The sequence below is a fragment of the Atopobium sp. oral taxon 416 genome (assembly GCF_018128285.1).
In the GTDB taxonomy this organism is placed as follows: Bacteria; Actinomycetota; Coriobacteriia; order Coriobacteriales; family Atopobiaceae; genus Olsenella_L.
In genome coordinates this window covers 159,185-184,728 of the sequence record NZ_CP072380.1, presented here as the reverse complement: position 1 = coordinate 184,728, position 25,544 = coordinate 159,185, and the positions used below count along the sequence as shown (strand labels likewise).

Below are 25,544 nucleotides of genomic sequence, written 5' to 3'. Positions count from 1 at the left end.
TTAGGCTTCTCTGAAAGCGATAGTGCCTGTCATCATTGCCCATATAAAGCAGGCAAGTTCCCTGGCAACTGCAGCAACCGCTACATTTCTTTTTTTCCCATGGCGGATCATCCGGTAATACTTGCTTCGAAGTCTTGTGTTTGCTCTGTCAGCATATGCAATGACATCAGCTGTATTCCCGTCCTGCCTGCAGCGCAGTTCCTTGGATTTATGTCCGATCTGTCCCTTGCAGATTCCTCTGGCCCCTTCAATGAGAAGCGTACGAAGATGACTGTTGCCAGCTTTTGAAATTCCGCTACGTTGGATCTTTGTTCCACTGGAAGATTCTCCCGGCGCAAGCCCGAGGAATGCAGCGTAGGTATTGCCTTTGGCAAAACGACTGAAATCGCCGGTTTCTACAATCAGTGAAGGTGCCGTATGAGTCTTTATACCGAGAAGACAGCCAAGCTTTTTGACACTTTCCTTGTAATCATCATCGCCAGCAAGTTCCTCGATCCGTTTGTCGAAGCGTTCTATCTTTGATGAGTGTTCCTTATAGGATGCCAGATACTCGTCGAGGGTCTTACGCAGCAGATCATCCAGTTCCAAGTGTCTTCAGCTAGCTCCAGTGCTTGATTGTCCATTTGTTGCCATCATAGAAGAAGCCATGACGCAGGCAGAAAGCATTGATCTGCTGTTTGATCTTCTTGAGTGCCAGTTTGTGGTCATCCCTCATACGGAGATATTCTTCTACAGAGTCATCCTTATCGGTGGGAACATGAACCGCAAGATATCCGCCATAGCAAAGACACTGGGCGATCATGTTGGCATCACGTGCATCCGTCTTCACCCGCTTGCCCTGAGGGGCTAGCATTGTGCTCGGCGCAAGAATGACGCATTTTACACCGGCGTTCGTTAGCTGATGGTATAAGGAGTATCCAAGACATCCGGCTTCGTAGCCGCATTCAACAGAATAAGTATCGGTAAGGCCAAGTTTCTTTTTAAGGTTCTCAATAAATTGGAGAACGTTTTTATAATCAGGGGGTACCTGGATGTTGGAAAAGACCCTGTCCTCTGCCCCAACCACAGGCTCCATTGCACACAAAGTGTAATTCGAACTATGGACATCCATTGCGATTTTGAGTACTCTATTCATTAGTGATCTCCTTTTGTATGTGGTAAACCAGCTTACTTTATGTTAAACACCTATCGTATAGCGGCAAATCCACGTTGCTACTAATGTGAGGTCACTTCATATTATCTAAAGCTTTGTCTTTGCAGCGCGCACATGCCTGACAAGAGCCTGTCAGCGGTAGCTGGTATCTACCAGTGCAATCCAGCTGTCCCACACAACGATCGCATCCATCCGCTCCAGGAGTGCTTCTCGTCTGATCTTTCTCCTCAGACCTTAGGATTTAAGGTCCTAAAAGCTCATCTGGCTATCCATATCTTCCTCTTGGATATGCTGGAATGTGTGGATGTAGCTATACCATATCCAGAAGACAGATAGGCATCTATGTGGGTATGGGCACTGCGTGGTTCGAGACATTTTGAGCCGGTGGCATACAGCGTGCAGCCCCAGTGACCTCATCGAGGCGAATCAATCATCGTTTCCCCAGGTGGGCCTAAACGAGCCGCTGAACAGGCCGTCGAGGATGGCTGTGGCGCGGTTTTTGAGCATAGTCGAGCTCTTCGGCAAGCGACGCGCGGTAGTGCGCCCAAGCGCAAGCAGCTCTCCGCTCGTCCAGTGCGCAGGGCTCATAGCGCTTGTAGCGCATAAGCTCTGCGATCATGGGCTGCACCGATCGCATCGGTCTTGAGCGTGCGCAGCGTCATAGCCATGAGCGGCCATGAAGTTAAGCAGAACAACCCAGTAGTGCCCCGTGGCCTCAATACTAGCCAGGCTGCCCTCTGGACCGATACCGGCCTTCTTCAGCCGCTCGAGCAGCTTTTTGAAGCCTGCCGGCGCTGTTGGCAAATCTGAGTGACTCGATGAGGGTCCCTCCATCCTCACTCACGGCTGACAGCACATAGAAGCGCTTAGCGATGTCTATGCCGATATATACCATGCAGCTACCTCCTACCTCTTACTTGACTGAGGGGCTAAGGTTTTCCTCTGGTCTTTGCAGGCGCAACCTCACGGGGACATCCATCGCCTAACGACATCCTGCCTAATTCGCGTCCAGCTGCGGGCCAAAGGCACCAGCCGTCTGCAAGAGCCAAACTCCAGCAGAACACGCCAAGCACCCTGCGATCCATGCACGCCCTTTATCCCATATTCACATCTACAGGAAAAGAGCGCGGCCACTGCGCGAGAAGTGGCAGAAAGAATATATGAGGAGAGTAGCTATGCCGCACGCAACAGCATCTACCAAGAGCTCCTCTGTCGAGCTTACCGGCAAGCAGGTAGAGCTTGAAGGCACCCGTACCGTCCTGCTCGTCGGTGTCGGCGGCCAGGGCACGATCCTGGCAGGCAATATCCTGGCCATGACAGCAGCAGAGGCTGATCTCGACGTGAAGATCTCCGAGATTCACAGCATGAGCCAGAGAGGCGGCTCCGTCTCCACGGTCATCCGCGTGGGAAGCCATGTGGACTCGATGGGCAGATCCAGGCTGCGCTGATGCAATAGTTGCCTTCGAGGCAATAGAGGCACTTCGTGCCTGGCAGTACTTGAAGGAGGGCGGCACCGTGATCGTGAATGACGAGACGATTGCGCCGGTCTCCGTAGCCATCGGCACGTTCAAGATGCCGGACGATGTGGAAGCAAGGCTCGATGCTCTGGGAGCCAAGAAGATCAATGCTGGCGTCATCGCACGTGCAGCAGGGGGGGGTCGGAATCGACCAATGTCGTGCTTGTCGGCGCCCTCTCAACGATGCTTCCCCTCGACGAGGAAGCCTGGGAGTCTGCCATCAGGCGCTGCGTGCCCCCAAGACGATTGAGGCGAACATCGAAGCCTTCCGTCGCGGCCGTGCTGTCGTAGAGGGATAGCACAAAGCAGCTCATAGAAGCATCAAGAGGCCCAGTCCGGCACACGGCGGGCTGGGCCTTGTCATGTCATGCATTCATGTAAGCTGCCTTGATATAAGAAGAGCCCGACACATCGGGCTCTTCCAGGTGTGGGCCGAAGCCACACGCCGCAATTGATGTTAGTTTACCACGTCTGCATGTCGCCCCTAGTTGACGAGGCGCTTGGTGCCATCGATGCCACGCTTTCGCAAATTTCCGGCTTCTGACTAACAGCTCAAGAAGGCGCCCAATACGGATTAGCTCGATAAGGTTTTATCTGGATACAAGATCATCGTAAAAATGATTTGCTTAGTGATCTCCGTAGTGCGAACGGCACTGGGCAATCTCAAGATTAGCGCCGACGACGCGATAGACCAGGCGGTTTTGTGAGTCGATGCGTCTTGACCAGAACCCAGAAAGATCGCCTCGTAGCTGTTCAGGCTTTCCTGTGCCCGAGGACACGCCATTGCGTTCGATATCCTTCACGAGAGCGTTTATCCGCCTGAGCGTCTTCTTGTCCTGCGTCTGCCACCATATGTAGTCATCCCAGGCTTCTGGGGCCCAGACTTTATTCAGCGCCATCGTCTGCTGCCAGTTCATGGACGATGCTGTGGCCTGCATCGAGGTCTACCTTTGCCTGGCGAAGGTGTGCCTGGTTCTCATCCGAGTAGAAGGGATCTACCGATACCTCAAAAGGGATGCGGTGCTCACGTGCCACCTTTCTCGCATAGATCACGAACGCTGTGGTCATGCTCATGCCCAGATCACGGCAAGTCTCTTCCATACCCTTTTTGGTCTCTGGGTCCATACGGATATTTACCATTACTGTAGACGCCATATTCTCACCCCCAAATAGAGCATAATGCTTTACATATGCTATAGTGTACCCATACAAATGCCAACATAGTGGTAATGTTGCTCTGTAGTTTAGCATTAATCTCCATGCTAAATTGAGGCTCTTCGCTGTTTCTAGTGGGTAGCGCATGCGAGCTTTCTTTGGGCTGTGAAGTCCAGACGGCCTAGCCTGAGGAAGATCATCGTCCTGAAGTAGGTGATGCTCCTGAAGCCCCTGGCGATGCTGCGGACCGACTGCACGACGGAGTTGAGGCCTTCGAGGAACGAGTTGGTAGATCCCCTCTTCTACCAGTTCAAGATCCCCTCCCGCTCCTTCCTGAGCGTCCTCGCCACGCTCTTCATCTCGGCCACGGCAGAGTGCATCATCCACGAGCAGAGGCGCTCTGGGGCCCTGGCCGCCGATTTTCTGTCAGCACATGAATAGACGTCCTGCAGCGCCTCTGCCATCTGGCAGGCCCTTGCAGTCCTGAGATGGGTCTTCGCAGGGTCGAGCTCCTCCCTCTTGGCGAGCTGGAGCTTTGTGAGCGACTCCTTCTTCTTCAGCCACAGGTACTTCGTCTGGGCAAGCTTCCTTGTGCTTCTTCGCCGACTCGCGCCTCTCTTGGCACCTCACAGGGTCTGTCGCCCTCATCAGGAGCTGCACCACATGGAAGCTGTCCCACGCTCTGTGTGGCCTGGGGCATCTTGGCGCCGCCCCCCAACGAGTATGCCTTAAGCCATGTCGCGCGTGACCTCCTGGACCTTTGACCTGTCCCCTCCGTGCTCCTTAAGCTCGCTGCAGAGCCTGCCTAAGGCCCCCTTGTCCCTGCCTTGCGTGACGGCCACGGCACGCTGACAGTCGAGGTTGGCCATGATGCTGATGTAGCTTTGGTTGCGCCTTTTGGCGGTGTCGTCTATGCCTACGCGCACGACATCCGAGTAGTCGGTGGCATCCCTCGCCTCGGTCACGGCCTTGCCCAGCAGACGCCATATGCGCGTGGGCTGTCTCGTGCATCAGATGCGCTATCGCGGAGACGCTCATGCCAAAGAGTGCCATCACTTATCACCTGCGCCGTAAAGAGCGCGGTGAAGTGCGTCTTCGGCCGCACCTTTCAGGGCATCCTCACGGCATGCACACCGTCTTTGGGGCAGTCGGCCCTGGGCAGCGCGCAGTGCACGATCGTATCGTATTGCCAGATGTCGAGATGCCACAAGGTCCTCTCGCGCGTGTCGTAGGTAGCGCACCTCCTGTGGCAGACGGGACACTCCATCGCCTGGCCCCTCCTGTGCGCGACCCTCACATGGAGCTTATCTTGCGCTCCCTCGCGCTCCTTAAACCAGACGCCCGTGACCTCCCACTCGTCCTTAAGCCCCATCGACCTCTTAAAGAGCCTTGCCAGCATCCCTGCCTTAAGCATCCATATCGCACCTTAGGAACGCAGCCTCCTGTCGGGGAAAATCCTACCGTCCGGGCGCCACGTGTTCAAGGGGATGCAGATATGCTACCCACCATAAGTAGCGAAGAGCCCATTTTAAGCCGGCGGCATACAGCGTACAGCCTCAGCGACCTCATCGAGCCGAATTAATCATCGTTTCCCTAGCCTAACAGTCAAGCAAATGAGGGCTGCTAGACCCATGCCGAGCTGCGAAGACCCACATCGGCCACAAGCATATGGTGCCCTTGCAGTTTCAACCCATCTGTGCCTTGCCTGTTTGGCACAAAACAGCTAGACCTACCAGTTGAGGTAGCTTTTGCATGTTGGCCTTGGACATCCCTGTGAGGTGCCACAGGTATCTCTTGAGCCAAAAGCAGAGATTGTCCACAAGCGCCATGCTGTCCAGATAGTGCGGATCGCGCACAACTGGCCTTGTAGGATTCAGTGACAGCCCCTGAATCCCTCATCAACCCTACTGTGGGCGCGCTTGTGCCTTCAGCTCAGTGGCCGCAAGGTCTTCTGATCCTTTCCGTGGACGGCTTGTGGCCACAGACTACGGTATAGGGGCTCGTGTGGACGTCTGTGCCAACCCGCCGACAGGGCATACTTGCTCGCCTGCCCGAAGGCGCAGGAGAGGTGCGCATCAGCGATGTAGGCCTTGTCGATCCAGAGGCACTTCCTTGAGGACGAAAGACCCAATGCCACCATCCCCAGGCGCTTTTGATGCGATATCTGAGCGCTTTGTCTCTTGCAGTTAAGGGGCACACTGTAGCGCATGAGCCTGATGGGTGATACCTACTTCGGCAGGGTGTGTGCCTGGTGTGCTTAAAGACTGTCCCTGTAAGCGAGCTGTACGTGCGCCTGCAGTCAGGACACTCCCATCTTGGCACTTAGCTTAGCGAAGGTAGCAAAGCCTATGTGCTTACAGCAGCAACACTCGACTGTGGCCTTCTTAGGCCGGCAGATCTTGGTATCTTCGGCCTTGGCACTGCGGGTGTGGAAGGGACTTTTGCGTACCATGGATCCTGACGGTTCCACTTTCTCCTTGAAGGCTAGCCGAAGAGGTTGTCACCAAACACAGAGCCCAGTAGGCTCCAGGGCACAGCTCCCTTTGGCATGGAAAGTTGTATCACCTGGGCTAGCCGGCCGGCCTGCATCAGCCCTCATGTGCTTGACGGTTAGATTAGCTATTAAGGTACAGGGCCTATGTGCTTTGATGCACGTGGGCCCTGCGATCAGATTCCTATGTCTGGCTTATCTATGTCGTTATCTGCAGTCGACAAAGTCCTGATTGATCTGGACGTGGAAGTCACAGCAAGTGTCCTTCAGGTTCTGATCGGTGATCGCGTTCAGGAACTTATCCGATCCACCGTTTGCAGCACGGGAAGCGATGTAGAGCTCTGCCGCCTTTTCGATCGTATGCGCCGGGCCGAAGGCAGTATCAAAGTCAGAGCCGGAGGCGAAGAGGCCATGCTGTGCCCACACGGCAGCGGGATATTTCTTCATCAGCTTGCTCGTGGCTTTCGCGATATCGACGCCACCTGGTACCATCCAGGGCACCACGCCGACGCCCTGCGGGAAGACCACGACGCACTCCGTCATCATCTTCCACAGGATACGGGAGAAGGTCCGGTCGTCAAGCTCGACCAAGTTGCTCATCTCGATGATGCCCGGGGTATGGGAGTGATAGATCACACGATTCGACGGATCGACTTCCAGTCTGGCCGCATGGTTCATACAGTGAGTCGGGAACTCACTGGTCGGCTTTGCGCCGTTGAGCAGGCCCCAGACAATCCGGTATGCGGTGCCGGAATCGTTGATCTCTACGATGCCGATATTGTGCGCAGGATCCTCAAGCACATTGCGCATGTACTTGCCAGAACCGGTCGTCAGGAAATAGCGGCCCGCAAGGCTCGTCTCCTGCATTCCCAGATCAACCCACCCATGCGGCTCCAGGAAGTCAGGCTTTGCGGCTGTAACCTCGTCTGAATCCATCAGATACGTGAGGTTTCCACCGTTGCGCTCATGCCAGCCCTGTTTGAATCCGTCATCGCACATTCTGCAGAAGCCCTTGACAAAATCAAGCTCCTCAATCGACATCGTAAAGTCCTCTCACACTCGAATCAGCATTAGCGCTGAGACATCACTTCATCCTCGTACTTCTTGACCTCAGCCCAGACATCCGAGTCTGCCGGGACATTCTGGCGACGGCAGTACTTGTCCCACACCGCACCGAACGGCATCGTCTTGGCGGCCTCATACACCATCATCTTCTCAGAGAACTGGTAGGTATCCTGTAGGTGCTTCATTTCCTTTGCAGGCTGGAGCAGCGCATACAGCAGGCTCTTCTCCATAGTTCTCATACCGACCGCCCAAGCGCCAACACGGTTGATAGAGGCGTCGAAGAAGTCCATACCGATACGGGACTTGCCCCAGGCGCCTGGAATTGTAGCAATCTCGTAGGAAAGCTCACGCATCGTGTCGTCGAAGAGCGTCACATGGTCGGAATCCCAATGCATTGAGCGCGTGACGTGCAGCGCAAGATACGGGAAGAACAGTGCCAGTGAGGAAAGCTTCTCAGGAACGTTCTCCATCGGGTTGAAGTGGCCGAGGTCGATCAGCGGCACAATGTTGCCGCCCTTCTTTGCCGCGTAGGAGACGTAGAACTCCTGATCGCCGACCGTGAAGCCCTCAAGGCCGATGCCGAAGACCTTCTGCTCAACGGAGTCGATTACGTGCGGGGTCTCGAAGGAGTAGATCTCATCCAGGGAATCCTTAAGGCGCTTGCGGAGGCCATAGCGGTCAGCCGGATAATCCTTCAGGCCATCGGGGATCCAGAAGTTGTTGAGGACCATATCGTCCATCTCTTCGCCGATGCGCTCAGCGATTTTTCTGCAGGCGATGCAGTGACGAATCCAGAAGTCACGCACCTCTTTCTCTGGTGAGGAGACCGTCAGCCCCTCTTTGACCATCGGATGGGAGAAGAGGGTTGGATTGAAGTCGATACCGTAGCCGTTCTTCTTTGCCCACATGATCCAGGGCTCAAAGTGCTTGTACTCGATCTGGTCACGGTCAACCCAGGGGTTCTCATCGGTGAAGACCGCATAGCTTGCGTGCAGGTTGATGCGTTTCTTACCTGGGATGAGGCTTGCAGCCTTCTCGAAGTCCTCCGTAAGCTCCTTGAAGTTGCGGGCGCGGTACGGATAGTTGCCGGTCGTCAGGATGCCACCTGAGGCTGCGTTTTCCGGCTGGTCAAAGCCCATAACGTCATCGCCCTGCCAGCAGTGCATGGAGATTGCCTTCTTTGAAAGCTTGTCCATCGCTGCCTCTACATCGATACCGTGCTCGGCGTACTTGCCTTTTGCGAGCTCATACGCTTGTTTCTCTACATCTGCCATGACTTTCTCCTCTCACACATGCAGCCTATTTTCAAGCTCTGTTTGTACGGAGCTGCTCTAGCCAATCTGTTTCACACTGAACGAACGCGCGACGCAATCGCGCGCCTCTTGAAGATCTTTGAACTCACCAGCCCGGATCATCTGCACTTCAAGGTTGCCGAGGCTCGTGCCCTCCACCGGTCCCGCAAAGACGGGCATGCCGCAGACCTTAGAGGCCAACTCATCGAGATAGGTGTCCTGGCAACCACCGCCCACGATGTTGATTGAAGTGAATTCCTTACCGGTAGTCCGCTTCAGCTCATCCACCGTCATTGCGTACGTATGCGCAAGCGAACGGTAGACCACCTGCAGAAGCTCCCCGGTTGTTGAAGGAATGGCTTCGTCGTACTCCTTGCACCAGCTCTTGACCGCATCGATCATCGAGTCTGGTGATAGAAAACGCTCGTCGTTCACATTCACCCCAGAGGTGAAGCTCTCAGACTGACGTGCCATCTCGGAGAGCTCTCCGAAGCCATAGGTATGCTGCGGCGCTATCTTGGGAGCCTTTTCGTCTCCGGCTTGGACATAGTTTACGCCGTTGAGTTCACGGCGGATGCTCTGGATCATCCAGAGGCCCATGATGTTCTTCAGGAAGCGGTATCTGCGCTCATACCCACCCTCATTGGTGAAGTTCAGGCCGCGCGCCTGCTCGGTCGTGATAGGCTCTTTATTCTCAACGCCCATCAGCGACCAGGTCCCAGAAGACAGGAACACGGCTTTCTCATCACGGGCAGGTACCGCCAAGAACGCAGATCCAGTGTCATGTGTAGCAGGCAGAACAACAGTAGTTTGGTAGCCGACGTCGCTTGCAACATCGTCGGTAAGCGCTCCAACGACGGTGCTTGGCATAGACGGAATCTGAAAGATGTCGGTGGGGATACCGAACTGGGAGATAAGGTCCTTATCCCAATCACCGATGCGGGCGTCGAGCATGCCCGTGGTAGAAGCGTCGGTATACTCATTGAGCTTGACGCCGGTCAGAAGGAAGTTCAGGTAATCCGGGATCATCAGGAACGTCGAGGCTTGCTCGAGCTGTTCTGGATGCTCCTTTGACAGCGCTAACAGTTGATAGAGCGTGTTGAAGGTCTGGCGCTGGATACCGGTGCGCGCATAGACTTCGGAGGCGGACATGATCGCATCGGCTACCGGATAGATACCATCGGTTCTGGAGTCGCGATAGGCCACCGCATCACCGAGCATGTGGTCGTCCTTATCCAAAAGGACAAAGTCAACGCCCCAGGTGCCGATACCGATACTCTTTGGCACTACTCCGTACTTGGATTTGCAGAGGGCAAGCCCTTTCACGATCTCAGAAAAGAGCCCATCGATATTCCAACAGTGGTGCCCATGCAATCGCTGCTGCAGGTTATCAAAGCGATGAACCTCTTGGAGCTTCAGCATGCCTTGGTCAAACCAGCCTAGGAGCACACGTCCGCTTGAGGCTCCGAGATCAATTGCAGCGTAGCAATTTTCAGGTATTGTATCCATCACACACCCCTTAGTCCGAGAATCGCTGTCTAAGTACAGAGTAGTGTGAACGTTAATGATTTTCTATAAACATTCGTTTTGCGGTATTCATTTTTATTCACTAATATTTACATAAATTCTGATGAACACCGGGTAAACAGCGGCGAATCCTCAGAGCAAGTGCAACGACTGGTGATGGTAGACCTCCCAGGGATACTTCCATTTCGGACGCTTGCGCGATCTTTGGTTGAGTGAATCGTATGTCCTCTGCGCTTCGTCTTCGTCGACATCGTCGTGGCTCTTGCCCTTCGAAAACCAGTCCCTGAGAAGGCCGTTGGCGTTCTCGTTGGTCGGTCGTGTCGGAATTGACGCTCCTATACTGTGTCAAGCCATTTTCAGGTTCGCTAACTTGCTCTTCATGAATGCGGAGTACCTATCGCGAATCTCGTAATACTTCCTGGAGAGCTCCCTGAGTTCTGCCAGCCTCTCCGGCGTGGGAGGCAGAGAAGGTCTGCGCTTCTCGAAGAGCTCTGCGATGACCTTCTCAGAGAAGTAGCGCTCGCCTGCCCATATCTCGTCCTGCTCTGCGAGGACCGATCCCACAAGCCTCATGAGCGACCTCTGCGAGGGGAACACCTGCACGACCTTCGTGCGGCGCTTGATCTTGTGGTTGGTGCGCTCTTGTAGGTTGTCGGTGCGCAGGCGCTTCCAGTGGGATGCAGGGAAGTCCAGGTAGGCAAGGGCATCTACCTCGGCATCCGCCCAGATCTCTGCCGCCTTGGGGCAGCACTTCTCAAGCATCTTAGCCGCGAGGTGGAAAAGGGCGCGCACCTGGTTGGTGTCCTTGGCACGAAAGATGGGAGCCATGATCCTTGCCACCCTCTTCTTCAGGCTCCTGGAGCCTGCGGCGGCTATGCAGTTCCTCATGAGATGAACGGCGCATCTTTGCCATGCAGCTCCCAGGAACACCTCCGATATCGCCTGCCTGAGGCCTTCATGGGCATCGGATGTCACGAGCTGCACGCCCGAGACACCCCTGTCGCGCATCTTCTCCAAGAACCCCTTCCAGGAGCCGTACGACTCGCTATCCACGACGGCAAGGCCCCAAGATGTACCTCCAGCCGTTAGCATCGCAGCCTATGGTAGTGACGATAGCCGTGGAGAGACATGGCCCTCCCGTCTGCACTTCACGTAGGTAGCATCGAGCCAGATGTAGGGCATGTCAAGGTCTTTCAGGGGACGTTCCAGCAGCTCTTCGACATCGGCATCGAGGCTTTTGGCTTATGCTGCTCACCTGGTCCTTCGAGAGCCTGTCTTGTGCCCATCCTCTCGGCTATCCTTTAGACCTTCCTGGTGCTCGTGCCCATCGCATACATCTCGGTCACGGCGGCTATGAGCGCCCTGTCCATCCTCTGGTAGTGCTCGAGGATGTCGTCGGGGAAGAAGCTTGCGCCCCTGAACCTGGGGATTTTGAGGTTCAGTGTTCCCACACAGGTGTTGAGCGTCCTCGAACGCTATGCGTTCCTACTGTTGCCACGGGCCGAGCATATCTCCTTCGTCTCCGGCGTCCATCACGGCGTTTACCACCATCTCGGCGAGCTGGCAGAAGAGCTCCTGGAGGTTGATTGATCCGTCTGCCAGCTTCGGCATCTCTGCCGCCGCGGCCGCGCACACGGCCTGCTTTGCTATGCTGTCCTTTGGTCTTTGTCCTTTCCATAGACCTGTTATGTTGCGATTCCAAATTCCAGGACGCAGGCCTCCTTCTTTCCCGCAGGAATGCCCTTCAGGCAGTCAGGTGCTTACACCAACACTGATAATGATATCGCGGTTGCAATTGCGCCAACACTCGCGCAAAGTCGACCGTGGGAGCGCATACTCCCATCGTAGTAGCTTGCGACAGGGCGCTGGCCCATACACCAACCGTCGTCACAAGGACTGACCTTGAAATGACTTGCCGCGCCCTGCCGCGGGCATCCCGAAGGCCCGCCATGACTTCACAGGAGCATAGGCGCTGCCAGCAGGCCGAACAGCCTGATTCTAGCGCCCCTTTCAGTGTTATGTCTGGCCCACCGGCGGGGTGCCCGGTGAAGACAGGGAAGCTGCATGGAAGGCACGTCTGTCGTTTACGCCGGCATCGACACGCACAAGGAGGCGCACGTGCTGTGTGTGCTGGGCGCGCTCGGCAGGCTCGTCTACGAGGGCGGGTTTGCCGCCGACGGCGCCGGCTACCGATCGCTCGCCCACACCATCAGCGACGCCGGCCGCTGCGCGCTCGTCGGTATCGAGGGTACAGCCTTATACGGCGCTGGGATCTGCTCTTACCTGCGTGAGCGCGGCTACACTGTCATGGAGATCCTGCGGTCCAAGCGCGACAAGAGGCGCAGGGGCTCCAGCAAAAACGACGCCATAGACGCGGGGACCACCGCGCGGAACGCGGCAGCGGGGCACGGTACCTGTATCCTAAAGTCGAGGGATGGGTGGTCCGAAGCCGTCAGGGCACTGCTGGACTTAAGAGAGCTATGCGTAAGGACTCCGACGGCGGCATCCAGCGCTGCGAAGTCCCTGGACACAACCTTTTGAATATCTAGGTAGATGTCGGCCTGTTCCACATGCTGCCTCTGCAAAGAAAAGCCCATTTACGTGGGCCTTTCTTTTTTATCTTAGGGCCCATTCCTTATCGGAGGTGATATAGCATAGGTAGTAGTTCAGGTGGTGAATAGAGCAGACATGGGAAAATACTCGCTGCCGGCCGAGATCAGGGCGATGAGGCCGCAGCACACGATGGTCAAGGCCATCTCCGGCGGCTACTACGTCTACGAGTACGCATGCGAGAAGCGCCCCGACGGGAAGTGGCGCAACAGGATGGGGCGCTGCGTGGGAAAGATCGACCTTGCGCGCGAGCTCGTCCCCAATGCGGGGTCCCTGCGCGACGAGGAGGTCTCGGCGCTCGACTTCGGCGAGTGGGCGGTGGCGCTCGCGAACTCGAAGAAGACGCTCGCCATGCTGCGCTAGCACTTCTCGGCCTGCGACGCTGAGCGCATATATGCCATCGCCCTCATCCACTTCGTGCAGGGCTTCATCTACATGCGCGACGTGGCGCCACTCTACGAGATGAGCGCGCTGCAGCTGCGCTGTGCGTGCCTCAGGCTTAGCTACGACGCGCTCGAGTGCCTCTTATGGGGACCTGGGGAGGAGGCAGGGGCTCAAGTCCTGTCCTTCGAGCAGGCCCTGATCGACAGGTGCTCGGGGCAGATCGCCATCGACGGCCACGCCATAGGCACGCGCTCCTGGGAGGGGGACCTCGCCGACAAGGGATACAAGTTCGTAAAGCTCGGCGAGGAGCAGGCCAACCTCCTGATGGCCTTAGACGTCAACACCGCCATCCCCTTCATGTCCCGCTTCTACGAGGGGGGGTGCCGCCGACAGGGTGTGCGTAGGCGACCTCGTGGACCAGGCCGACCTGCACGATCTGCTGTTCCTGGTGGACAGGGGCTTCTACAGCGAGGAGAACCTGGCCCTGTTCACCGCCGGCGGCTCAAACTACATCATCCTGAGCTGTAATCTTTTGGTAGACAGTGGGATTCAGGGACTAACAACAGATATGCTCTGTCCAGATACCCACCCAGCACAGTCAACAGATTGAAGAGATGAGATGTCGCTAAGCGCAAGCGAGATAGAGAAGGCAAAGTCCCGCACGAAGCCGGAAACACCCAGGCACTACACTGAGGAGTACCGCCTCGAGGCTATCGACTACTACAGGAAGGCACGTAAGGCCAACCCTAAGAAGAGCATCAAAGGATGCGCCGCGAAGCTTGAGGCCAACGACAAGACCTTAAACGACTGGATCATCAAGCACTCAAAGACCGGAAGGGTCACCCAGGAAAGGATAGACGAGCACAAGCAGCTCGACGCAGTAAACAGGCACATGCACGAGCTCGAAAGCGAAAATAAGTTCCTAAAAAAGTGGCAGCCTTCTTCGCCGGAAGCCTCTGACGAAGGACAGGTTTTAGCTCATGCTGGAGAAGAGGGCAACCTACAGCGTCTCGATGATGGCACGCGTACTGGAGGTGAGCAGGGCTCACTTCTACAGATGGCTCAAGGCCAAAGGCGGTGAGGACCCGTGGGGTCCCCTTAAGGAAGCTATCTGCGCGATATGGGAGGAAAGCGACAGGCGCTTTAGCTTTTGCTAGGTCTGATCCAAGCTCACAGGAGATCCAAAGTTACGCAAAATTTACAGTGACGACCCGCTACCGCGTGCGCAGGTGCATGGTCGAGCTTGGGCATCTGCGGTATCTGATCCAATGCATCGAAGAAGACGACGCTGCCCGCACCTGATACCCCCGAGCGCGCTGCCCTCACCCGGCGTGGCTTTTCGTGTCCCGTCCCGACAGCCAAGCTCGTGGGTGATATAACCTATCGCAGGACCACGGCAGGCTTTATATATCTTACCGTCGTGCACCATCTGTGCACACACATGGTGGTGGGCTGAAGCATACAGGACAACATGAGGGCAGGCCTTGTCGTCTTTGCCCTGAAGATGGCATATTCGCGCGGATACGTGGCCAAAGGGGCCATATTCTAAGCAGCCCAGGCAGCCAGTACATAAGCTCAAAGCTGGCCGCCTGCTCAGCCGTACCCGACGTGAGGCTCTCCGTGGGGAGAACCGAAAGCTGTCACGACAATGCGCTCGCCGAATCGCTCTTCGCCACGCTCAAGAACGAATGGTACTACCATAAGCGCCTCTTCGATGCATCCACGACCAAGCACAAGGCACACGAGTTTAATCGAGTCGTACTACAACCGCTTCCGCCCGCATAAGTCCATAGGAGATCGCGTACCGGCAGAGGTGATGCAGGAGTTCTTCGAGCGCCTCGAGAGAGGCCTTGCGTACGATCCAAAGGCGATGCAGACCGCATAAAAAATCTGAGATTCCTCTGTCCATTATATTGACAGGGCTCATCCCGCTCTCCAAGGGGCTCTCGGCTTGCAGACAGGCAACCTCGGGCCTGGCCCTCCCCGGCGCGTTCGTCTGGGAGCAGGGGCGCAAGTCGGCGAGCGTCGAGTTCAAGCAGTGCCGTGTTGGGAGCAGGCGCGTCCTCGTTTTCCGTAACACCGCCGAGGCTGGGCTGATGAAGGTGAACTACCTTTGCCACATGAAGCGCGGCGACAGGACCTACACCCAGGAGGGCTTCCTAAAGGCCAAGGACCTGATGGGCGTGAGCGTCCTGCAGACAAGCCTGCAGGACACGCCTGCCGAGGAGGTCTTCGCGCTCTACAAGAAGCGCTGGGCGATTAAGACCTACTTCGACTACTTCAAGAACGGCTAAGACGCGCATACCCTGTGCCAGCAGGACTACCACAGGATGCAGGGGCTGGCGTTCATCCTGCTCGTGAGCGCCCTCGTCCACCAGGAGGTCTCGGAGCTCGGCATCTCGCTCCCCGAGATGCTCGTCGAGGCCCGCAAGGTCAAGGCTGCCAAGCGCCATGGTGTCTGGATGGCCTGCAACTGCAAGAAGAGGCGTGTCGAGCTCTTCGAGAAGCTCAACACGCCATTGGAGGTACTCCCCAAATGCTGACTGTCTACCTAGAAATCCTGGTTGCTGTGTCTAGTCAACATCGCGCCGGAGCCCATAAGGTCGAAGTACGAAAAGATGAGCGTTTCGGCGATGATGAAGTCGCTCGCCAGGAAAAGGTCCGCAACCGGCAGTGCCGTCACGGATGCGCTGCACACTTCGCTCCATGTTCTCGCGAAGACGTGGATCGACGCCAAGCAACGGGCCGACGAGCTCGAGGCGCTCATATCCGACCTGGTGCGCGACAACGCGCCGGCCCTGCTGGAGATCGACGGCTGTGGCGCTCGGCGGCGCCGCGGGCAACAACCCCGAAAGGCTTCGCTCAAAAGCGGCACTCGCCTCGCTTTGCGGCGCCTTGCCGATAGAGGCGTCGAGCGGCAAGATCGTCAGGCACAGGCTCAACCGGGGAGGTAACAGGCAGGCCAACAGGGCCCTGCACACCATTGCTCTCAACCGGATGAAGTACGATGGGCGCACGCAGGAGTATGTCGCGAAGCGGATGGCCGAGGGCACATCGAAGCGCGAGGCAATCAGATGCCTCAAGAGATACATCGCCCGGGAAGTCTATTGCGCACTGATGAACCCAACAGCTAACACCCACGAGGACAAAAGGTCGCTCAGGGCGAAAAGGGCCGAAGCCGCGATGACGCAGGAAGAGGTCGCCGCCGCACTCGGCACCGACCACATCCGCATAAGTAAGATCGAGCGCGAGGCCAGCAAGCATTACGAGATTCGCGATAGGTACTCCGCATTCATGAAGAGCAAGTTAGCGAACCTGAAAATGGCTTGACACAGCATAGGAGCGTCATTCTCGACACGACCGCTACAGCGGGGCAGAGGGCCCTATCCCACATGGCTTCAGGGAATAGGGTTCTTTCAGCTTTGTCCCATCGAGGCTACTTTATCTTATCTTTAAGCAGCGGAGTACCTTTAAGCGCAAGAAACAGCACTCTATGCATTCTTTTATTTAGTTCTACAGACATGCAGATAACTGACGATATCCTCACAATACAAGTAGATTAACGGATGATACTGGGAAAGGGCATCTACCTCTACACAAGATGTAAAACCTTGCCGTTGCTTCCAACAACCTTCTTATACCAAGCATAGGAGTCCTTGGGGTATCTGTCATGTGTGCCATTTCCATATTCATCCTGGTCGACAAAGATGAGACCATAACGCTTCTTCATCTCGCTGGTTCCCGAAGAGACCATGTCCAGAGGAGACCAACAGCAGTAGGCAAAGATATCCACCCCTTGGCGCAGCGCCTCTTCAAGCTTCAGCAGATGCCGTTTCATGTAGTCAATCCGATAGCCGTCATGCACAGTTCGACCAATACCGAGAGTCTCGACTTCCCCTATGCCATTCTCCGCAATCATTATGGGCACTCCATATCGATCCCAATACTTAAGGCAATGATCTAGTAGCCCTTTCTCATTTATAGTCCAACCCCAAGGAGTGGCTTCAAGATATGGATTCGGAAGAGCATCACCAATTGCTATGCTATTCGTACCAGCTTCCACTACATTCGAGTTGTAATAACTCACTGCAAGGAAGTCCATTTTATTCTCAGACAGAATGTCCAGATCCTGTTGTGCAACGCGTAACTCAATGCCTCTGTCGGCCAATAATCTGCAATAGTACCTTGGATAGCCGCCTCTCAACTGTATATCTGCTGACGCATACATGGTAACTTCATTCTTCTGAGTTGCCAGCAGAACATCATCAGGCTTACAGCTAAGAGGGTCAACCAGAAAATCTGCCAGCATCGCGCCAAAATGAATATCAGGATGCTTGCCCCGTCCATATGCGGCCACCCGGGCGCCAAGTACCAGCTTATTATGCAATGCCTGCACCTTAGCCTCTTCCAGATTCTGCACTCGATCTTTGACTACGCCTAGAGATGAAAGACTGATTCTGGTCAGGTTCGGCTGGTTAAAGGGAATCCACCAATGCACCCTGCTGCCATAGCGATCGAGAACAAGCTCTGCGAAACGCATATAGGCATCGCCAACCTCAGAAGCTAAGAAACCATTATATCGGAGCGCAAGCGATACTGGCATGTCATCATGATAGATGGTGACAATTGGCTGCATGCCATGCGATAATGCGCAGTCTATCACCCTATCGTAATATGCAAGTCCAGCTTCATTTGGGACCCTGTCGTCTCCATTCGGAAATATCCGTGACCAACTTAGAGAGAATCGGAATGCCTTAAGGCCCAATGTGCCGAGAAGCGAAAGGTCCTCTTCAAACCTCTTAAATCCCTCGATTCCAAGCTTTTTCGGAAAGCAGAAACGTTCTGGGTGGTCCAGCCGCTCCTCAATCTCATCTAAACTCAAATCCCCTCGTGCACCTTTGGTATTTTCTGAATCATACTCCTGTAAATCCGCAACTGTGGTTCCTCTTCCCTCTTCTCCCTCATACTGTTTTGCGCTTAGAGCAGCTCCCCAAAGAAAGCCATCAGGAAAGCCCTCGAATGGCTTAGCAGCCAAATTCTTTAGACAGTCCATCTGATTTGTCTGGTACATCTCCGTCCATCTTTCTCTTCATCATCAAAGCCCCTTCCGGCCAGAGAAGCCAGAAGGGGCTGATTGCAGGTCAAGCAAAGAGCTTTATAAGAGCAGTAATGGCAGCATCTTCATCTAGTCCATCAGCAATGAACTCGATTCGTTCCCCTCGTCTGATATCGAGTTTCAGTACATCGAATATCCGTTTGGCATTTGCTTGTATGATAGCTTCATCACCGTACCGGCAAAGCGCTATATCGCATACGAATCTCGATGTCTCTTCGACAAGCTGCGCAGCGGGCCGCGCATGAAGACCAAGCACATCATGCACGACGACAGTGCAGGATTTCATGAGCCTCCCATCGTGGATGTGTGCTATACGGTAAAGTCTTCAGGAATATCGTTCTCCAAATCAGCCCCATTACTCTCAATGAGCTTCTTGTAGTAGTAGAACGACTTTGTACGGAGACGCTTACCGGTTCCTTTCCCATAATCGTCAAGATCGACATATATTTGCCCGTATCTCTTGGACATCTCAGAGGTCCCAGACGATACGACGTCAATCGGTCCCCACCAAGCATACCCGAAGACATCAACTCCATCTCTGATGGCTTCGGCAAGCTGTTCGACATGCGCTTTCATATATTCAATATGAGCATCATCGATTACGCGCCCATTCTCGTCTGGCTGCTCATAGAGGCCACAGCCGTTTTCCGAGATGAAGATTGGCAGGTGATAGCGATCATAGATATGATTTAGCGTGATACGCAGGCCGATTGGATCGATTGGCCAGCCCCAAGCAGTCTGCTCAAGGTACGGATTTTTTATTACCGTGAGGAGCTGGCCTGAGGGCTCGGGCGAAATCTTTCCCTTGTAGCGCATAATGTAGGTCATGTAATAGGAGATAGAAATGTAGTCGATTGCCCCCCGCTTCAAGGTCTCCAGATCTCCCTGCTCTACTTCAAGATGAACGCCATAGTCCTTGAAGAAGCGCTTGATGTAATAGGGATATTCTCCCCTTGCCTGGACATCCGTGAAGAACCAGTTGAAGTGGTCTTCAAAGAGCACCTGCAGTTCGTCTTCAGGCTTCGATGTCTCTGCATAGTTCTCGAGCCTGCAGAGCATGTTGCCAATCTTGGCTTTGGGATCAATCTCATGGCACTTGATGACAGCACGCGCACTTGCCACTAGCTGGTTGTGAGCGATCTGGAACTTTTTGGGCCAGCGTCCCGCATAGGGGTTGCCGCCGTCCGGAAGCTCATCCCAAATAACGCCATCACAGGTACAAGGATTAGCATACACATGATTGATTTCGTTGAAGGTCATCCAATAGCGAATCTTCCCCTTATATCGCTTGAACAGCGTTTCAGCAAAGTGTTCGAACGCATCGACAACATGGCGGGACGCAAAGCCGTTGTATTTCACTGCAAGGTTAAGCGGCATGTCAAAGTGAGAGAGCGTAACCATCGGTTCAATACCATGCTTATGGCATTCATCAAAGACCCTATCATAGAACGCCAATCCGAGCTCATTGGGCTCCAGATCGTCACCGTTCGGGAATATCCTGCTCCAAGATATGGACATGCGGAAAACCTTTAAACCCATCTCAGCCAGAAGAGCAATGTCGGCTGCATAGGTATGATAGAAATCGATGCCCCTCCTCTTGGGGAAATCATACTTTTCGGGGTGGGCCATACGTTCGGAAAGGGACTGACGTGTCACCGCATTAAGAGGGCCGCCTTCGACGATATGCTCGCGCTCACGCATCTCCTTGTTGAGCAGAATTGCGTAGTCCGAGACCGCAGGACCGCGTCCATCCTCATTCCAAGCACCTTCTATCTGGTTGGCAGCCGTCGCACCACCCCATAGAAAGCCCTCGGGAAATACAGATTCATGCTGTGACATAGAATATCCTTTCATGAGAATAGCGTTATCAGATGTATCTCAATGGTTAATAGCTGCTACATGGAGAGCCTCGAGCGTGGGCAGGAGACGCTTCAGGAAATGAATCTCCGAATCGATGGTCATGAGCGTATCCTGTGCGTGGACAAACAGAAGCGAATACGGAAATTGCTCTCCTGCTGCCTGACGCTGGATGAGACCAGTCTGTGCATTGTGGGCTTTCGTTATGAGACTCTCAGCATCCTCGATCATCTGCCGCACCTCATCAAACCTGAATTCAGCTGCAGCATCCAGCGCTTTGTCGAGAGTATTGCGTGCATCGCCTGCATTCAGGATGACTTGGAAGGCTACCTGAGTAAGCAAGTCTGTTTCTTCTTCCATGGAATACTCGTCTCTTTGGAAAGAGCAAACGCTGGCCCCACAAGAGGCAAGCCAGCGTCTTTGCCGTATTACGATTCTTGCGCTCTAATCTCCTGCTCTTCTTTAGCTTCGATTTCGCATTGATGCTTGTCATATACCTTGAAGAAGGGGAACCAGATGATTGCTGCAAGTGCGAGATTTACAAGCACAAGCACGACATTGCCCCAGTTGCCACCTGACATGAAGAATGCAGAAACAGCAGTCGGAAGCTGATTGGCATCGAAGTTCACGAAGTGGCAGCCAGCCCATCCAAAGTGTTGCCAAATCCAAGCATTGGCGGGGAGAATAATCGATTCCAGAATCGTCGGCACAAGCATGTAGGGATTATCAACGACTGTTGAGAACCAGATCGGCTCATTGATATTGAAGAGAACCGGAACGAACGTAGCCCTACCCACGAGCTTGTTCTTCTTGCTCTTCGAAAGGAAGGTTAAGTAGAAAGCGAGCGGAAGTGTTGCACCTTCACCACCAATCATGGTGTAACGGGTGAAACCATAGGCATTGATATTGGTAGCGACGCCACCGGCTGCCACGGCAGCCATATTTTCAGCCATGCCCATCTGCTGGATGGTGCGGGTGACTGGCGTAAAGACCCAGCCGGAGACACCAAAGAAATAGAAGAAGTCCATGATAAAGGTCATGAAGATGACGCCAGGGAGCGTCTGGGCGAAATAGGTCAGCGGGCTCATGACATAAGTGATGAGAGAGAAGATGTTGACGTTTGCAAGATAGGTGACAATCCATCCGAGGAAGAGGCTAATAAGGATAGCGATAATATTATCGAACCAGTTGCGTACAAAATCAGGGATGAGGGAATCCTCGCCGAAGAACGAACGAGTAGCAAAAATTTTGTAGATGAACGCAATGATGAGCCCAAGGAACATAGCGGTGAACATACCGCCTGCTCCGAACTGTGCCATCGTAAAGACGGTTCCCACATCAGTGGTCTGGGCCTTCATACACAGCATGAACGTACCTAGCCCCGTGAAGCCGGCAATGAGGCTCCGTTCCTTGCGCCCCTCCTTCACCATGCAGTTATAAGGGATGATGAAGGAGACGAAAAGGCCGATGAGGCCAAAGGAGTAAGTGGTGATTGGCGTAAGATCGGGAGAATCCGGAAGGAGAAACTTGCGTATGACCGACCAGAGACTCGGTACAGCGCTTACCATAGAGAAAGGTACAATGATTAGAACGGCATCGGCAACGAGACTAAACCAATAATTCGATGTCACCTTGTTGAGTGCAGGTACAACCTTGGTTTCGATGGCCTGTTGCAACTTGCTTTCAGTTTTAGCTGTTCCTGATTCGCTCATCATGCACCCCTCTGCCCATAAAGCTTGACAGCATCTTCCAAGATGTGCTCCGCATCCAGCGAGCCATAGTATTTGGGATTGATAGAGGAAACCACAACGCCATAAGGACTGAGTTTCTCCTGATACTCAGGCACTTCTCCAGAGAAGTGCGGACCCAGTAACAGAACGTCGATCTTGTCCGCAAACTCCATCACTTCAGATTTGCTAACTGCATGGACCGAGACGTTCAGGCCCTTCTTCTTTGCCATCTTGCGCATGTTCGCCGCCATGAAGCCAGTTGAGGCTCCAATACCGCAGGCAAGCAGAATCCTTATCGTTCCTTCTTGCACAGCCATAACGCATCTCCTTAGTACTCCGGCTCGTTCATGATGTACATCGAACATTGGGCCCCTGTGTTGATGCTCAAGATACGGAGATACACAGCCATGTTCCACTCTCGAAATTTCCGCCCAACGGAAAAGTACCGTTCAGCGCTTAAATACATCCTCCGGTTTTTCCTGATCCCCTGAAGATTCTAGATACGCACCTAGTCTGCGGTTGAACGAAACTAGATGTTAAGATGAAGACTGCGGTACTTGTACGCAGAGATACACGACTATCCCGGGAGCACCTACATGTCGAAAAAGCTGGACCGGCAAAACCGATTGATTGCCCTTCTTTCGACTGCAGATTCTTGGGTTTCAGCTGCGACGCTTGCCCGGATGCTTGGCACGACCGAACGAACAATCCGCAACTACATTCACGAGCTTACCCCCCGCTACGATATAGAATCCTCATCCTTTGGATACCGGCTGACTGGGGAATCGTCTCATAAAGGTAGCGCACCAACAGATGATCCTGACGGCACCGTTCGAACAAGCCCAGCCGACAATGACAGTCGGGCACGCGATATCGTGGTCAGGCTTATCTCAAGCAAGGAGACACTGTCAATATTCGATATAGCGAATAGCCTTGCAGTAAGCGAGTCAACCATTCTCACAAAGGTCATGCCGAAGATGCGGACCATACTGATGCGCTTCAACATTAAGCTCATAGAACAGGATTTCCGTCTGTCACTCGAGGGTACGGAGACCGATAAGAGACGCGTGCTGGGTTATCTTGCACGGAGCAACGCAACTGGCTTTTTCAGCTCTGAACACACTATCGAGGCGATGTTCCCCAACATCGACTGCAGCTATATGCTAGCAAGGTTGGTAAAAATCTGTCAGGATTCCGGACTGCTTCTCAACAACTATGCACTCCAAAACCTGCTGATTCATGTCCTGATCATCCTAATTAGGCTCCAAGATCACAATTCCCTCGAAGATACTGACGAGTTTGCAGATATACCTGAGCTGCTTCGACACTCTTCCCAGAAATCCGCCATCCTACGATGCGCCGAAGCGATGAGCGCCCTTTTTGAACACGAATATGGCATTGCGATGCCCAACCGCGACTTTCAGGAGGTCATTCTGCTAGTTGCTCTGTCCATCGACCGATACGACTATGACAAGCTCGACTTCGATACTGTAGCACGCATAACCGACAGGCCCTTCCTCGACTGTGTCATCTCAGCCGGCACAGACCTCTGCGAGCGCTATGGCATACCAGCCTTCACAGAAGAGTTCAATCTGCAGCTTGCTATGCATGTTTACAACGCCTATCAGCGCGCAATCTATCATGTCGGCATAGCAAATCCGATCGGACCTCAAATCAAGAAGAGCTATGCACCCGTCTATGACATGGCAGTGTACTTTGCACATCAAATCGAGTCTGCTTACGGCATAGAGCTTTCCGAAAACGAGATAGCCTTCATTGCGTTCCATATGGGCGCCTATATAGAGCGTACAGAACGGATACATGACTTCATCAGCTGCTCAATCGTTGTAGAGCAATACCACGATTTTGGGCAGCAGTTCATCAACACTATCGAGCGCTCGTTCGGTCAAGACCTCATCATCGAAGGAACAGGAGGCATCCGGTCATTCCTTTCCTATCCCATCGATTCCGATCTGCTCATCACGACGACCGACATCCCATATATGCACCCCCATAAGGTGCTCGTGAGCCCACTTCTCGGTATACGTGATATCCGCGTCATTCGTGAGGAAATCGAACTAATAAAGTCAGAAAAACTAGCACGCAATGCAAAGGAGTTTCTCCTACATCTCATCAAACCAGGCTGCTTCGTCCGAAATGTCGACTTCGACGGACCGGAAGCTTGTATCCGCTATCTAGGCAGCATTGCACAGCAGTGTGGACTCATAGATGCAACGTTCATCGAGGATATCATACTACGCGAAAAGGTTTCATCAACCTCATTCGTCGATGGTCTTGCCATCCCACATAGCATCAGTCTCCTTCCCAGTACTTCGTTCGTTTGCATTCTGCACAATGACACGCCGATTCCATGGGGCAGGAGCAGTGTAAATATCGTCCTTCTTATAGGGCTAGCCCAACAAGACATGAAGCAGTTCCGCCCCATATTCGACTTCCTAGTCGATCGATTCTCATCAACTAGCGTGATGTCACACGCTCTGAAGTCAGATACTCTTGAAGAGTTCCTTGATGCCCTAATAGACTAATCCGTGTACCATTCAGGGCTAACGACTCTGTATCTTTATATTAGATTTCTGTTGATTGACGAGGGGCATGCGGCATGGCTATGCTCGTGAACTATAAGCTTCTCTGCCAGGTTCTACCGCAAAGCGATGGCAGCAACGATACCCAAGAGTAGGATATGCATGAGGCATATCACATTGAGGAATTCCAGACATAATCGGAGTCATTTTGTGGCTCTTCGCTACTTATGGTGGGTAGCATATCTGCATCCCCTTGAGGGCGTGGCCTTTAAACGGTAGGATTTTCCCCGACAGGAGGCTGCGTTCTGGAGGCGCGATATGGATATTCAGGCAGGCATGCTGGCAAGGCTCTTTAAGAGGTCGATGGGACTTAAGGACGAATGGGAGGTCACGGGTGTCTGGTTTAAGGAGCGCGAGGAAGCGCAGGACGAGCTCCATGTGAGGGTCGCGCACAGGAAGGGCCAGGTGGTGGTGAGCCCCGTATGCCACAGGAAGTGCGGCACCTGTGACACGCGCGAGAGGACCTTGTGGCATCTTAGCATCTGGCAATACGAGACAATCGTGCACTGCGCCGTGCCGAGGGCCGACTGCCCCAAAGACGGCGTGCATGCCACAAGGATGCCCTGGGAGGTGCGGCCGAACTCGCACTTCACAGCGCTCTTTAAGGCGCAGGTGATCGTGATGGCGCTCTCGGGAATGACCGTGGCGGCGATAGCGTATCTGATGCACGAGACAGCCCACGCGCATATGGAGGCTGCTGGGCAAGGCCGTCGACGAGGCGAGGGATGCCGCCGACTACTCGGATGTCGTGCGTGTGGGTACAGACGACACCGCCAAAAGGTGCAACCAAAGCTACATCAGCATCATGGCCAACCTCGACCACCAGCGTGCCATAGCCGTCACGCAAGGCAGGGACAAGGGGCCTTAGGCAGGCTCTGCGCCGAGCTTAAGGAGCACAGGAGGGGACAGGTCAAAGGTCCAGGAGGTCATACGCGACATGGCCGGGGCATACTCGCTGGGGGTCGCCGCGCAGATGCCCCAGGCCACACAGAGCGTGGGACAGCTTCCATGTGGTGCAGCTCCTGATGAGGGCGACAGACCCTG

Annotated in this window: 29 protein-coding genes and 4 pseudogenes; 12 read left to right on the top strand and 21 right to left on the bottom strand. The window is 54.2% G+C overall.

Annotated features, from left to right (window positions below; translation table 11 throughout):
* From J4859_RS00915 to J4859_RS00905, 3 genes are all read right to left on the bottom strand, one after another.
* Entirely contained in the window at positions 1-588 is a 588-nt protein-coding gene (locus tag J4859_RS00915) for a transposase (RefSeq protein ID WP_212331865.1), read from the bottom strand.
* Between the two features lie 10 nt (positions 589-598).
* Complete coding sequence (locus J4859_RS00910; protein WP_256436900.1) at positions 599-1,111, bottom strand: transposase; 513 nt, start codon at positions 1,109-1,111, stop codon at positions 599-601.
* A 493-nt stretch (positions 1,112-1,604) separates the two neighbouring features.
* The gene (locus J4859_RS00905; protein WP_212331859.1) at positions 1,605-1,772 is read right to left on the bottom strand and encodes a hypothetical protein; all 168 of its coding nucleotides are present in this window, start codon (positions 1,770-1,772) and stop codon (positions 1,605-1,607) included.
* 556 nt (positions 1,773-2,328) lie between these two features.
* Here J4859_RS00905 and J4859_RS16610 point away from each other — a divergent pair.
* Together J4859_RS16610 and J4859_RS00895 are read left to right on the top strand one after the other, a co-directional pair.
* Entirely contained in the window at positions 2,329-2,601 is a 273-nt protein-coding gene (locus J4859_RS16610) for a 2-oxoacid:acceptor oxidoreductase family protein (protein ID WP_212331856.1), read from the top strand.
* Complete coding sequence (locus tag J4859_RS00895) at positions 2,567-2,920, top strand: 2-oxoacid:acceptor oxidoreductase family protein (RefSeq protein WP_212331853.1); 354 nt, start codon at positions 2,567-2,569, stop codon at positions 2,918-2,920. Before J4859_RS16610 ends, J4859_RS00895 begins: the two co-directional genes overlap by 35 nt.
* 376 nt (positions 2,921-3,296) lie before the next feature.
* On the opposite strand, the gene J4859_RS00890 is transcribed toward J4859_RS00895, so the two are convergent.
* The 11 genes and pseudogenes from J4859_RS00890 to J4859_RS16590 all read right to left on the bottom strand — a co-directional run bounded on the left by J4859_RS00890 (position 3,297) and on the right by J4859_RS16590 (position 11,811).
* Positions 3,297-3,587 carry a Txe/YoeB family addiction module toxin gene (locus J4859_RS00890; protein WP_249113704.1) on the bottom strand — a complete coding sequence of 97 codons (291 nt, stop codon included), beginning with the start codon at positions 3,585-3,587 and terminating at the stop codon, positions 3,297-3,299.
* A complete protein-coding gene (locus J4859_RS00885) occupies positions 3,556-3,825 on the bottom strand; it encodes a type II toxin-antitoxin system RelB/DinJ family antitoxin (RefSeq protein ID WP_212331851.1) in 270 nt (89 codons plus the stop codon). The genes J4859_RS00890 and J4859_RS00885 overlap by 32 nt, the downstream gene beginning before the upstream one ends.
* Positions 3,826-3,956: 131 nt before the next feature.
* Positions 3,957-4,109, bottom strand: a pseudogene (locus J4859_RS00880) (transposase); the annotation flags it as partial.
* 18 nt (positions 4,110-4,127) lie between these two features.
* Positions 4,128-4,751 (bottom strand): annotated as a pseudogene (locus J4859_RS17335) (transposase).
* Between the two features lie 182 nt (positions 4,752-4,933).
* Positions 4,934-5,224 (bottom strand): hypothetical protein, encoded by a 291-nt coding sequence (locus tag J4859_RS00860; RefSeq protein WP_212331845.1) that lies wholly within the window; start codon positions 5,222-5,224, stop codon positions 4,934-4,936.
* Between the two features lie 1,299 nt (positions 5,225-6,523).
* Entirely contained in the window at positions 6,524-7,357 is an 834-nt protein-coding gene (gene rhaD / locus J4859_RS00855; protein ID WP_212331843.1) for a rhamnulose-1-phosphate aldolase, read from the bottom strand.
* Positions 7,358-7,386: 29 nt separating this feature from the next.
* Positions 7,387-8,655 (bottom strand): L-rhamnose isomerase, encoded by a 1,269-nt coding sequence (locus tag J4859_RS00850; RefSeq protein WP_212331841.1) that lies wholly within the window; start codon positions 8,653-8,655, stop codon positions 7,387-7,389.
* Between the two features lie 57 nt (positions 8,656-8,712).
* Positions 8,713-10,182 carry a rhamnulokinase gene (gene rhaB, locus J4859_RS00845; RefSeq protein WP_212331838.1) on the bottom strand — a complete coding sequence of 490 codons (1,470 nt, stop codon included), beginning with the start codon at positions 10,180-10,182 and terminating at the stop codon, positions 8,713-8,715.
* 363 nt (positions 10,183-10,545) lie between these two features.
* Positions 10,546-11,427, bottom strand: a pseudogene (locus J4859_RS00840) (transposase); the annotation flags it as partial.
* Positions 11,428-11,501: 74 nt separating this feature from the next.
* Positions 11,502-11,651, bottom strand: a complete 150-nt coding sequence (locus J4859_RS16595; protein ID WP_256436785.1) for a transposase — start codon at positions 11,649-11,651, stop codon at positions 11,502-11,504.
* A 34-nt stretch (positions 11,652-11,685) separates the two neighbouring features.
* On the bottom strand, positions 11,686-11,811 hold the full coding sequence (locus J4859_RS16590) for a hypothetical protein (RefSeq protein WP_256436784.1): 126 nt from the start codon (positions 11,809-11,811) through the stop codon (positions 11,686-11,688).
* A gap of 453 nt (positions 11,812-12,264) precedes the next feature.
* Between J4859_RS16590 and J4859_RS00835 the strand changes: the two genes are divergently transcribed.
* The 7 genes from J4859_RS00835 (at position 12,265) to J4859_RS00805 (ending at position 15,737) form a co-directional block, all read left to right on the top strand.
* Positions 12,265-12,741, top strand: a complete 477-nt coding sequence (locus J4859_RS00835) for a transposase (RefSeq protein ID WP_212331830.1) — start codon at positions 12,265-12,267, stop codon at positions 12,739-12,741.
* Between the two features lie 147 nt (positions 12,742-12,888).
* Positions 12,889-13,173: a hypothetical protein gene (locus J4859_RS00830; protein ID WP_212331827.1), complete on the top strand. Its 285-nt coding sequence runs from the start codon at positions 12,889-12,891 to the stop codon at positions 13,171-13,173.
* A gap of 72 nt (positions 13,174-13,245) precedes the next feature.
* Positions 13,246-13,722: a hypothetical protein gene (locus J4859_RS00825; RefSeq protein ID WP_212331824.1), complete on the top strand. Its 477-nt coding sequence runs from the start codon at positions 13,246-13,248 to the stop codon at positions 13,720-13,722.
* Between the two features lie 91 nt (positions 13,723-13,813).
* Positions 13,814-14,275 carry a hypothetical protein gene (locus J4859_RS00820; protein WP_212331821.1) on the top strand — a complete coding sequence of 154 codons (462 nt, stop codon included), beginning with the start codon at positions 13,814-13,816 and terminating at the stop codon, positions 14,273-14,275.
* A gap of 527 nt (positions 14,276-14,802) precedes the next feature.
* Positions 14,803-14,979 carry an integrase core domain-containing protein gene (locus tag J4859_RS00815; RefSeq protein WP_212331255.1) on the top strand — a complete coding sequence of 59 codons (177 nt, stop codon included), beginning with the start codon at positions 14,803-14,805 and terminating at the stop codon, positions 14,977-14,979.
* Between the two features lie 128 nt (positions 14,980-15,107).
* Entirely contained in the window at positions 15,108-15,488 is a 381-nt protein-coding gene (locus J4859_RS00810; protein ID WP_212331818.1) for a hypothetical protein, read from the top strand.
* Positions 15,489-15,524: 36 nt separating this feature from the next.
* Positions 15,525-15,737: a hypothetical protein gene (locus tag J4859_RS00805; RefSeq protein WP_212331816.1), complete on the top strand. Its 213-nt coding sequence runs from the start codon at positions 15,525-15,527 to the stop codon at positions 15,735-15,737.
* Positions 15,738-15,745: 8 nt separating this feature from the next.
* Here the strand turns inward: J4859_RS00805 and J4859_RS16585 are convergent, their stop codons facing one another.
* Positions 15,746-15,877: a hypothetical protein gene (locus J4859_RS16585; protein ID WP_256436783.1), complete on the bottom strand. Its 132-nt coding sequence runs from the start codon at positions 15,875-15,877 to the stop codon at positions 15,746-15,748.
* A gap of 2 nt (positions 15,878-15,879) precedes the next feature.
* Here J4859_RS16585 and J4859_RS17330 point away from each other — a divergent pair.
* Positions 15,880-16,302 (top strand): annotated as a pseudogene (locus J4859_RS17330) (transposase); the annotation flags it as partial.
* 484 nt (positions 16,303-16,786) lie between these two features.
* Here the strand turns inward: J4859_RS17330 and J4859_RS00795 are convergent.
* The 6 genes from J4859_RS00795 to J4859_RS00770 form a co-directional block, all read right to left on the bottom strand.
* Entirely contained in the window at positions 16,787-18,265 is a 1,479-nt protein-coding gene (locus tag J4859_RS00795) for a glycoside hydrolase family 1 protein (protein WP_249113702.1), read from the bottom strand.
* A gap of 70 nt (positions 18,266-18,335) precedes the next feature.
* The gene (locus tag J4859_RS00790) at positions 18,336-18,596 is read right to left on the bottom strand and encodes an HPr family phosphocarrier protein (protein WP_212331812.1); all 261 of its coding nucleotides are present in this window, start codon (positions 18,594-18,596) and stop codon (positions 18,336-18,338) included.
* Between the two features lie 23 nt (positions 18,597-18,619).
* Complete coding sequence (locus J4859_RS00785) at positions 18,620-20,149, bottom strand: glycoside hydrolase family 1 protein (RefSeq protein ID WP_212331810.1); 1,530 nt, start codon at positions 20,147-20,149, stop codon at positions 18,620-18,622.
* Positions 20,150-20,188: 39 nt separating this feature from the next.
* Positions 20,189-20,527: a PTS lactose/cellobiose transporter subunit IIA gene (locus J4859_RS00780; RefSeq protein WP_212331808.1), complete on the bottom strand. Its 339-nt coding sequence runs from the start codon at positions 20,525-20,527 to the stop codon at positions 20,189-20,191.
* Positions 20,528-20,595: 68 nt separating this feature from the next.
* Positions 20,596-21,882 (bottom strand): PTS transporter subunit EIIC, encoded by a 1,287-nt coding sequence (locus J4859_RS00775; protein WP_212331805.1) that lies wholly within the window; start codon positions 21,880-21,882, stop codon positions 20,596-20,598.
* The gene (locus J4859_RS00770; protein ID WP_212331803.1) at positions 21,879-22,262 is read right to left on the bottom strand and encodes a PTS sugar transporter subunit IIB; all 384 of its coding nucleotides are present in this window, start codon (positions 22,260-22,262) and stop codon (positions 21,879-21,881) included. Before J4859_RS00770 ends, J4859_RS00775 begins: the two co-directional genes overlap by 4 nt.
* Positions 22,263-22,454: 192 nt before the next feature.
* Between J4859_RS00770 and J4859_RS00765 the strand changes: the two genes are divergently transcribed.
* Positions 22,455-24,443 carry a PRD domain-containing protein gene (locus J4859_RS00765; protein WP_212331800.1) on the top strand — a complete coding sequence of 663 codons (1,989 nt, stop codon included), beginning with the start codon at positions 22,455-22,457 and terminating at the stop codon, positions 24,441-24,443.
* Positions 24,444-24,758: 315 nt separating this feature from the next.
* Complete coding sequence (locus J4859_RS00760; protein WP_212331797.1) at positions 24,759-25,526, top strand: hypothetical protein; 768 nt, start codon at positions 24,759-24,761, stop codon at positions 25,524-25,526.
* Positions 25,527-25,544: the final 18 nt, after the last annotated feature.

Bases quoted from the DNA above. Each gene is read 5' to 3' on its own strand.
- J4859_RS00910 (WP_256436900.1), bottom strand. From the start codon at position 1,111: ATGGATGTCCATAGTTCGAATTACACTTTGTGTGCAATGGAGCCTGTG.
- J4859_RS00905 (WP_212331859.1), bottom strand. From the start codon at position 1,772: ATGATCGCAGAGCTTATGCGCTACAAGCGCTATGAGCCCTGCGCACTG.
- J4859_RS16610 (WP_212331856.1), top strand. From the start codon at position 2,329: ATGCCGCACGCAACAGCATCTACCAAGAGCTCCTCTGTCGAGCTTACC.
- J4859_RS00895 (WP_212331853.1), top strand. From the start codon at position 2,567: ATGTGGACTCGATGGGCAGATCCAGGCTGCGCTGATGCAATAGTTGCC.
- J4859_RS00890 (WP_249113704.1), bottom strand. From the start codon at position 3,587: ATGAACTGGCAGCAGACGATGGCGCTGAATAAAGTCTGGGCCCCAGAA.
- J4859_RS00885 (WP_212331851.1), bottom strand. From the start codon at position 3,825: ATGGCGTCTACAGTAATGGTAAATATCCGTATGGACCCAGAGACCAAA.
- J4859_RS00860 (WP_212331845.1), bottom strand. From the start codon at position 5,224: ATGCTGGCAAGGCTCTTTAAGAGGTCGATGGGGCTTAAGGACGAGTGG.
- rhaD (WP_212331843.1), bottom strand. From the start codon at position 7,357: ATGTCGATTGAGGAGCTTGATTTTGTCAAGGGCTTCTGCAGAATGTGC.
- J4859_RS00850 (WP_212331841.1), bottom strand. From the start codon at position 8,655: ATGGCAGATGTAGAGAAACAAGCGTATGAGCTCGCAAAAGGCAAGTAC.
- rhaB (WP_212331838.1), bottom strand. From the start codon at position 10,182: ATGGATACAATACCTGAAAATTGCTACGCTGCAATTGATCTCGGAGCC.
- J4859_RS16590 (WP_256436784.1), bottom strand. From the start codon at position 11,811: ATGCCGAAGCTGGCAGACGGATCAATCAACCTCCAGGAGCTCTTCTGC.
- J4859_RS00835 (WP_212331830.1), top strand. From the start codon at position 12,265: ATGGAAGGCACGTCTGTCGTTTACGCCGGCATCGACACGCACAAGGAG.
- J4859_RS00830 (WP_212331827.1), top strand. From the start codon at position 12,889: ATGGGAAAATACTCGCTGCCGGCCGAGATCAGGGCGATGAGGCCGCAG.
- J4859_RS00825 (WP_212331824.1), top strand. From the start codon at position 13,246: ATGCGCGACGTGGCGCCACTCTACGAGATGAGCGCGCTGCAGCTGCGC.
- J4859_RS00820 (WP_212331821.1), top strand. From the start codon at position 13,814: ATGTCGCTAAGCGCAAGCGAGATAGAGAAGGCAAAGTCCCGCACGAAG.
- J4859_RS00805 (WP_212331816.1), top strand. From the start codon at position 15,525: ATGCAGGGGCTGGCGTTCATCCTGCTCGTGAGCGCCCTCGTCCACCAG.
- J4859_RS00795 (WP_249113702.1), bottom strand. From the start codon at position 18,265: ATGTACCAGACAAATCAGATGGACTGTCTAAAGAATTTGGCTGCTAAG.
- J4859_RS00790 (WP_212331812.1), bottom strand. From the start codon at position 18,596: ATGAAATCCTGCACTGTCGTCGTGCATGATGTGCTTGGTCTTCATGCG.
- J4859_RS00785 (WP_212331810.1), bottom strand. From the start codon at position 20,149: ATGTCACAGCATGAATCTGTATTTCCCGAGGGCTTTCTATGGGGTGGT.
- J4859_RS00780 (WP_212331808.1), bottom strand. From the start codon at position 20,527: ATGGAAGAAGAAACAGACTTGCTTACTCAGGTAGCCTTCCAAGTCATC.
- J4859_RS00775 (WP_212331805.1), bottom strand. From the start codon at position 21,882: ATGATGAGCGAATCAGGAACAGCTAAAACTGAAAGCAAGTTGCAACAG.
- J4859_RS00770 (WP_212331803.1), bottom strand. From the start codon at position 22,262: ATGTTCGATGTACATCATGAACGAGCCGGAGTACTAAGGAGATGCGTT.
- J4859_RS00760 (WP_212331797.1), top strand. From the start codon at position 24,759: ATGGATATTCAGGCAGGCATGCTGGCAAGGCTCTTTAAGAGGTCGATG.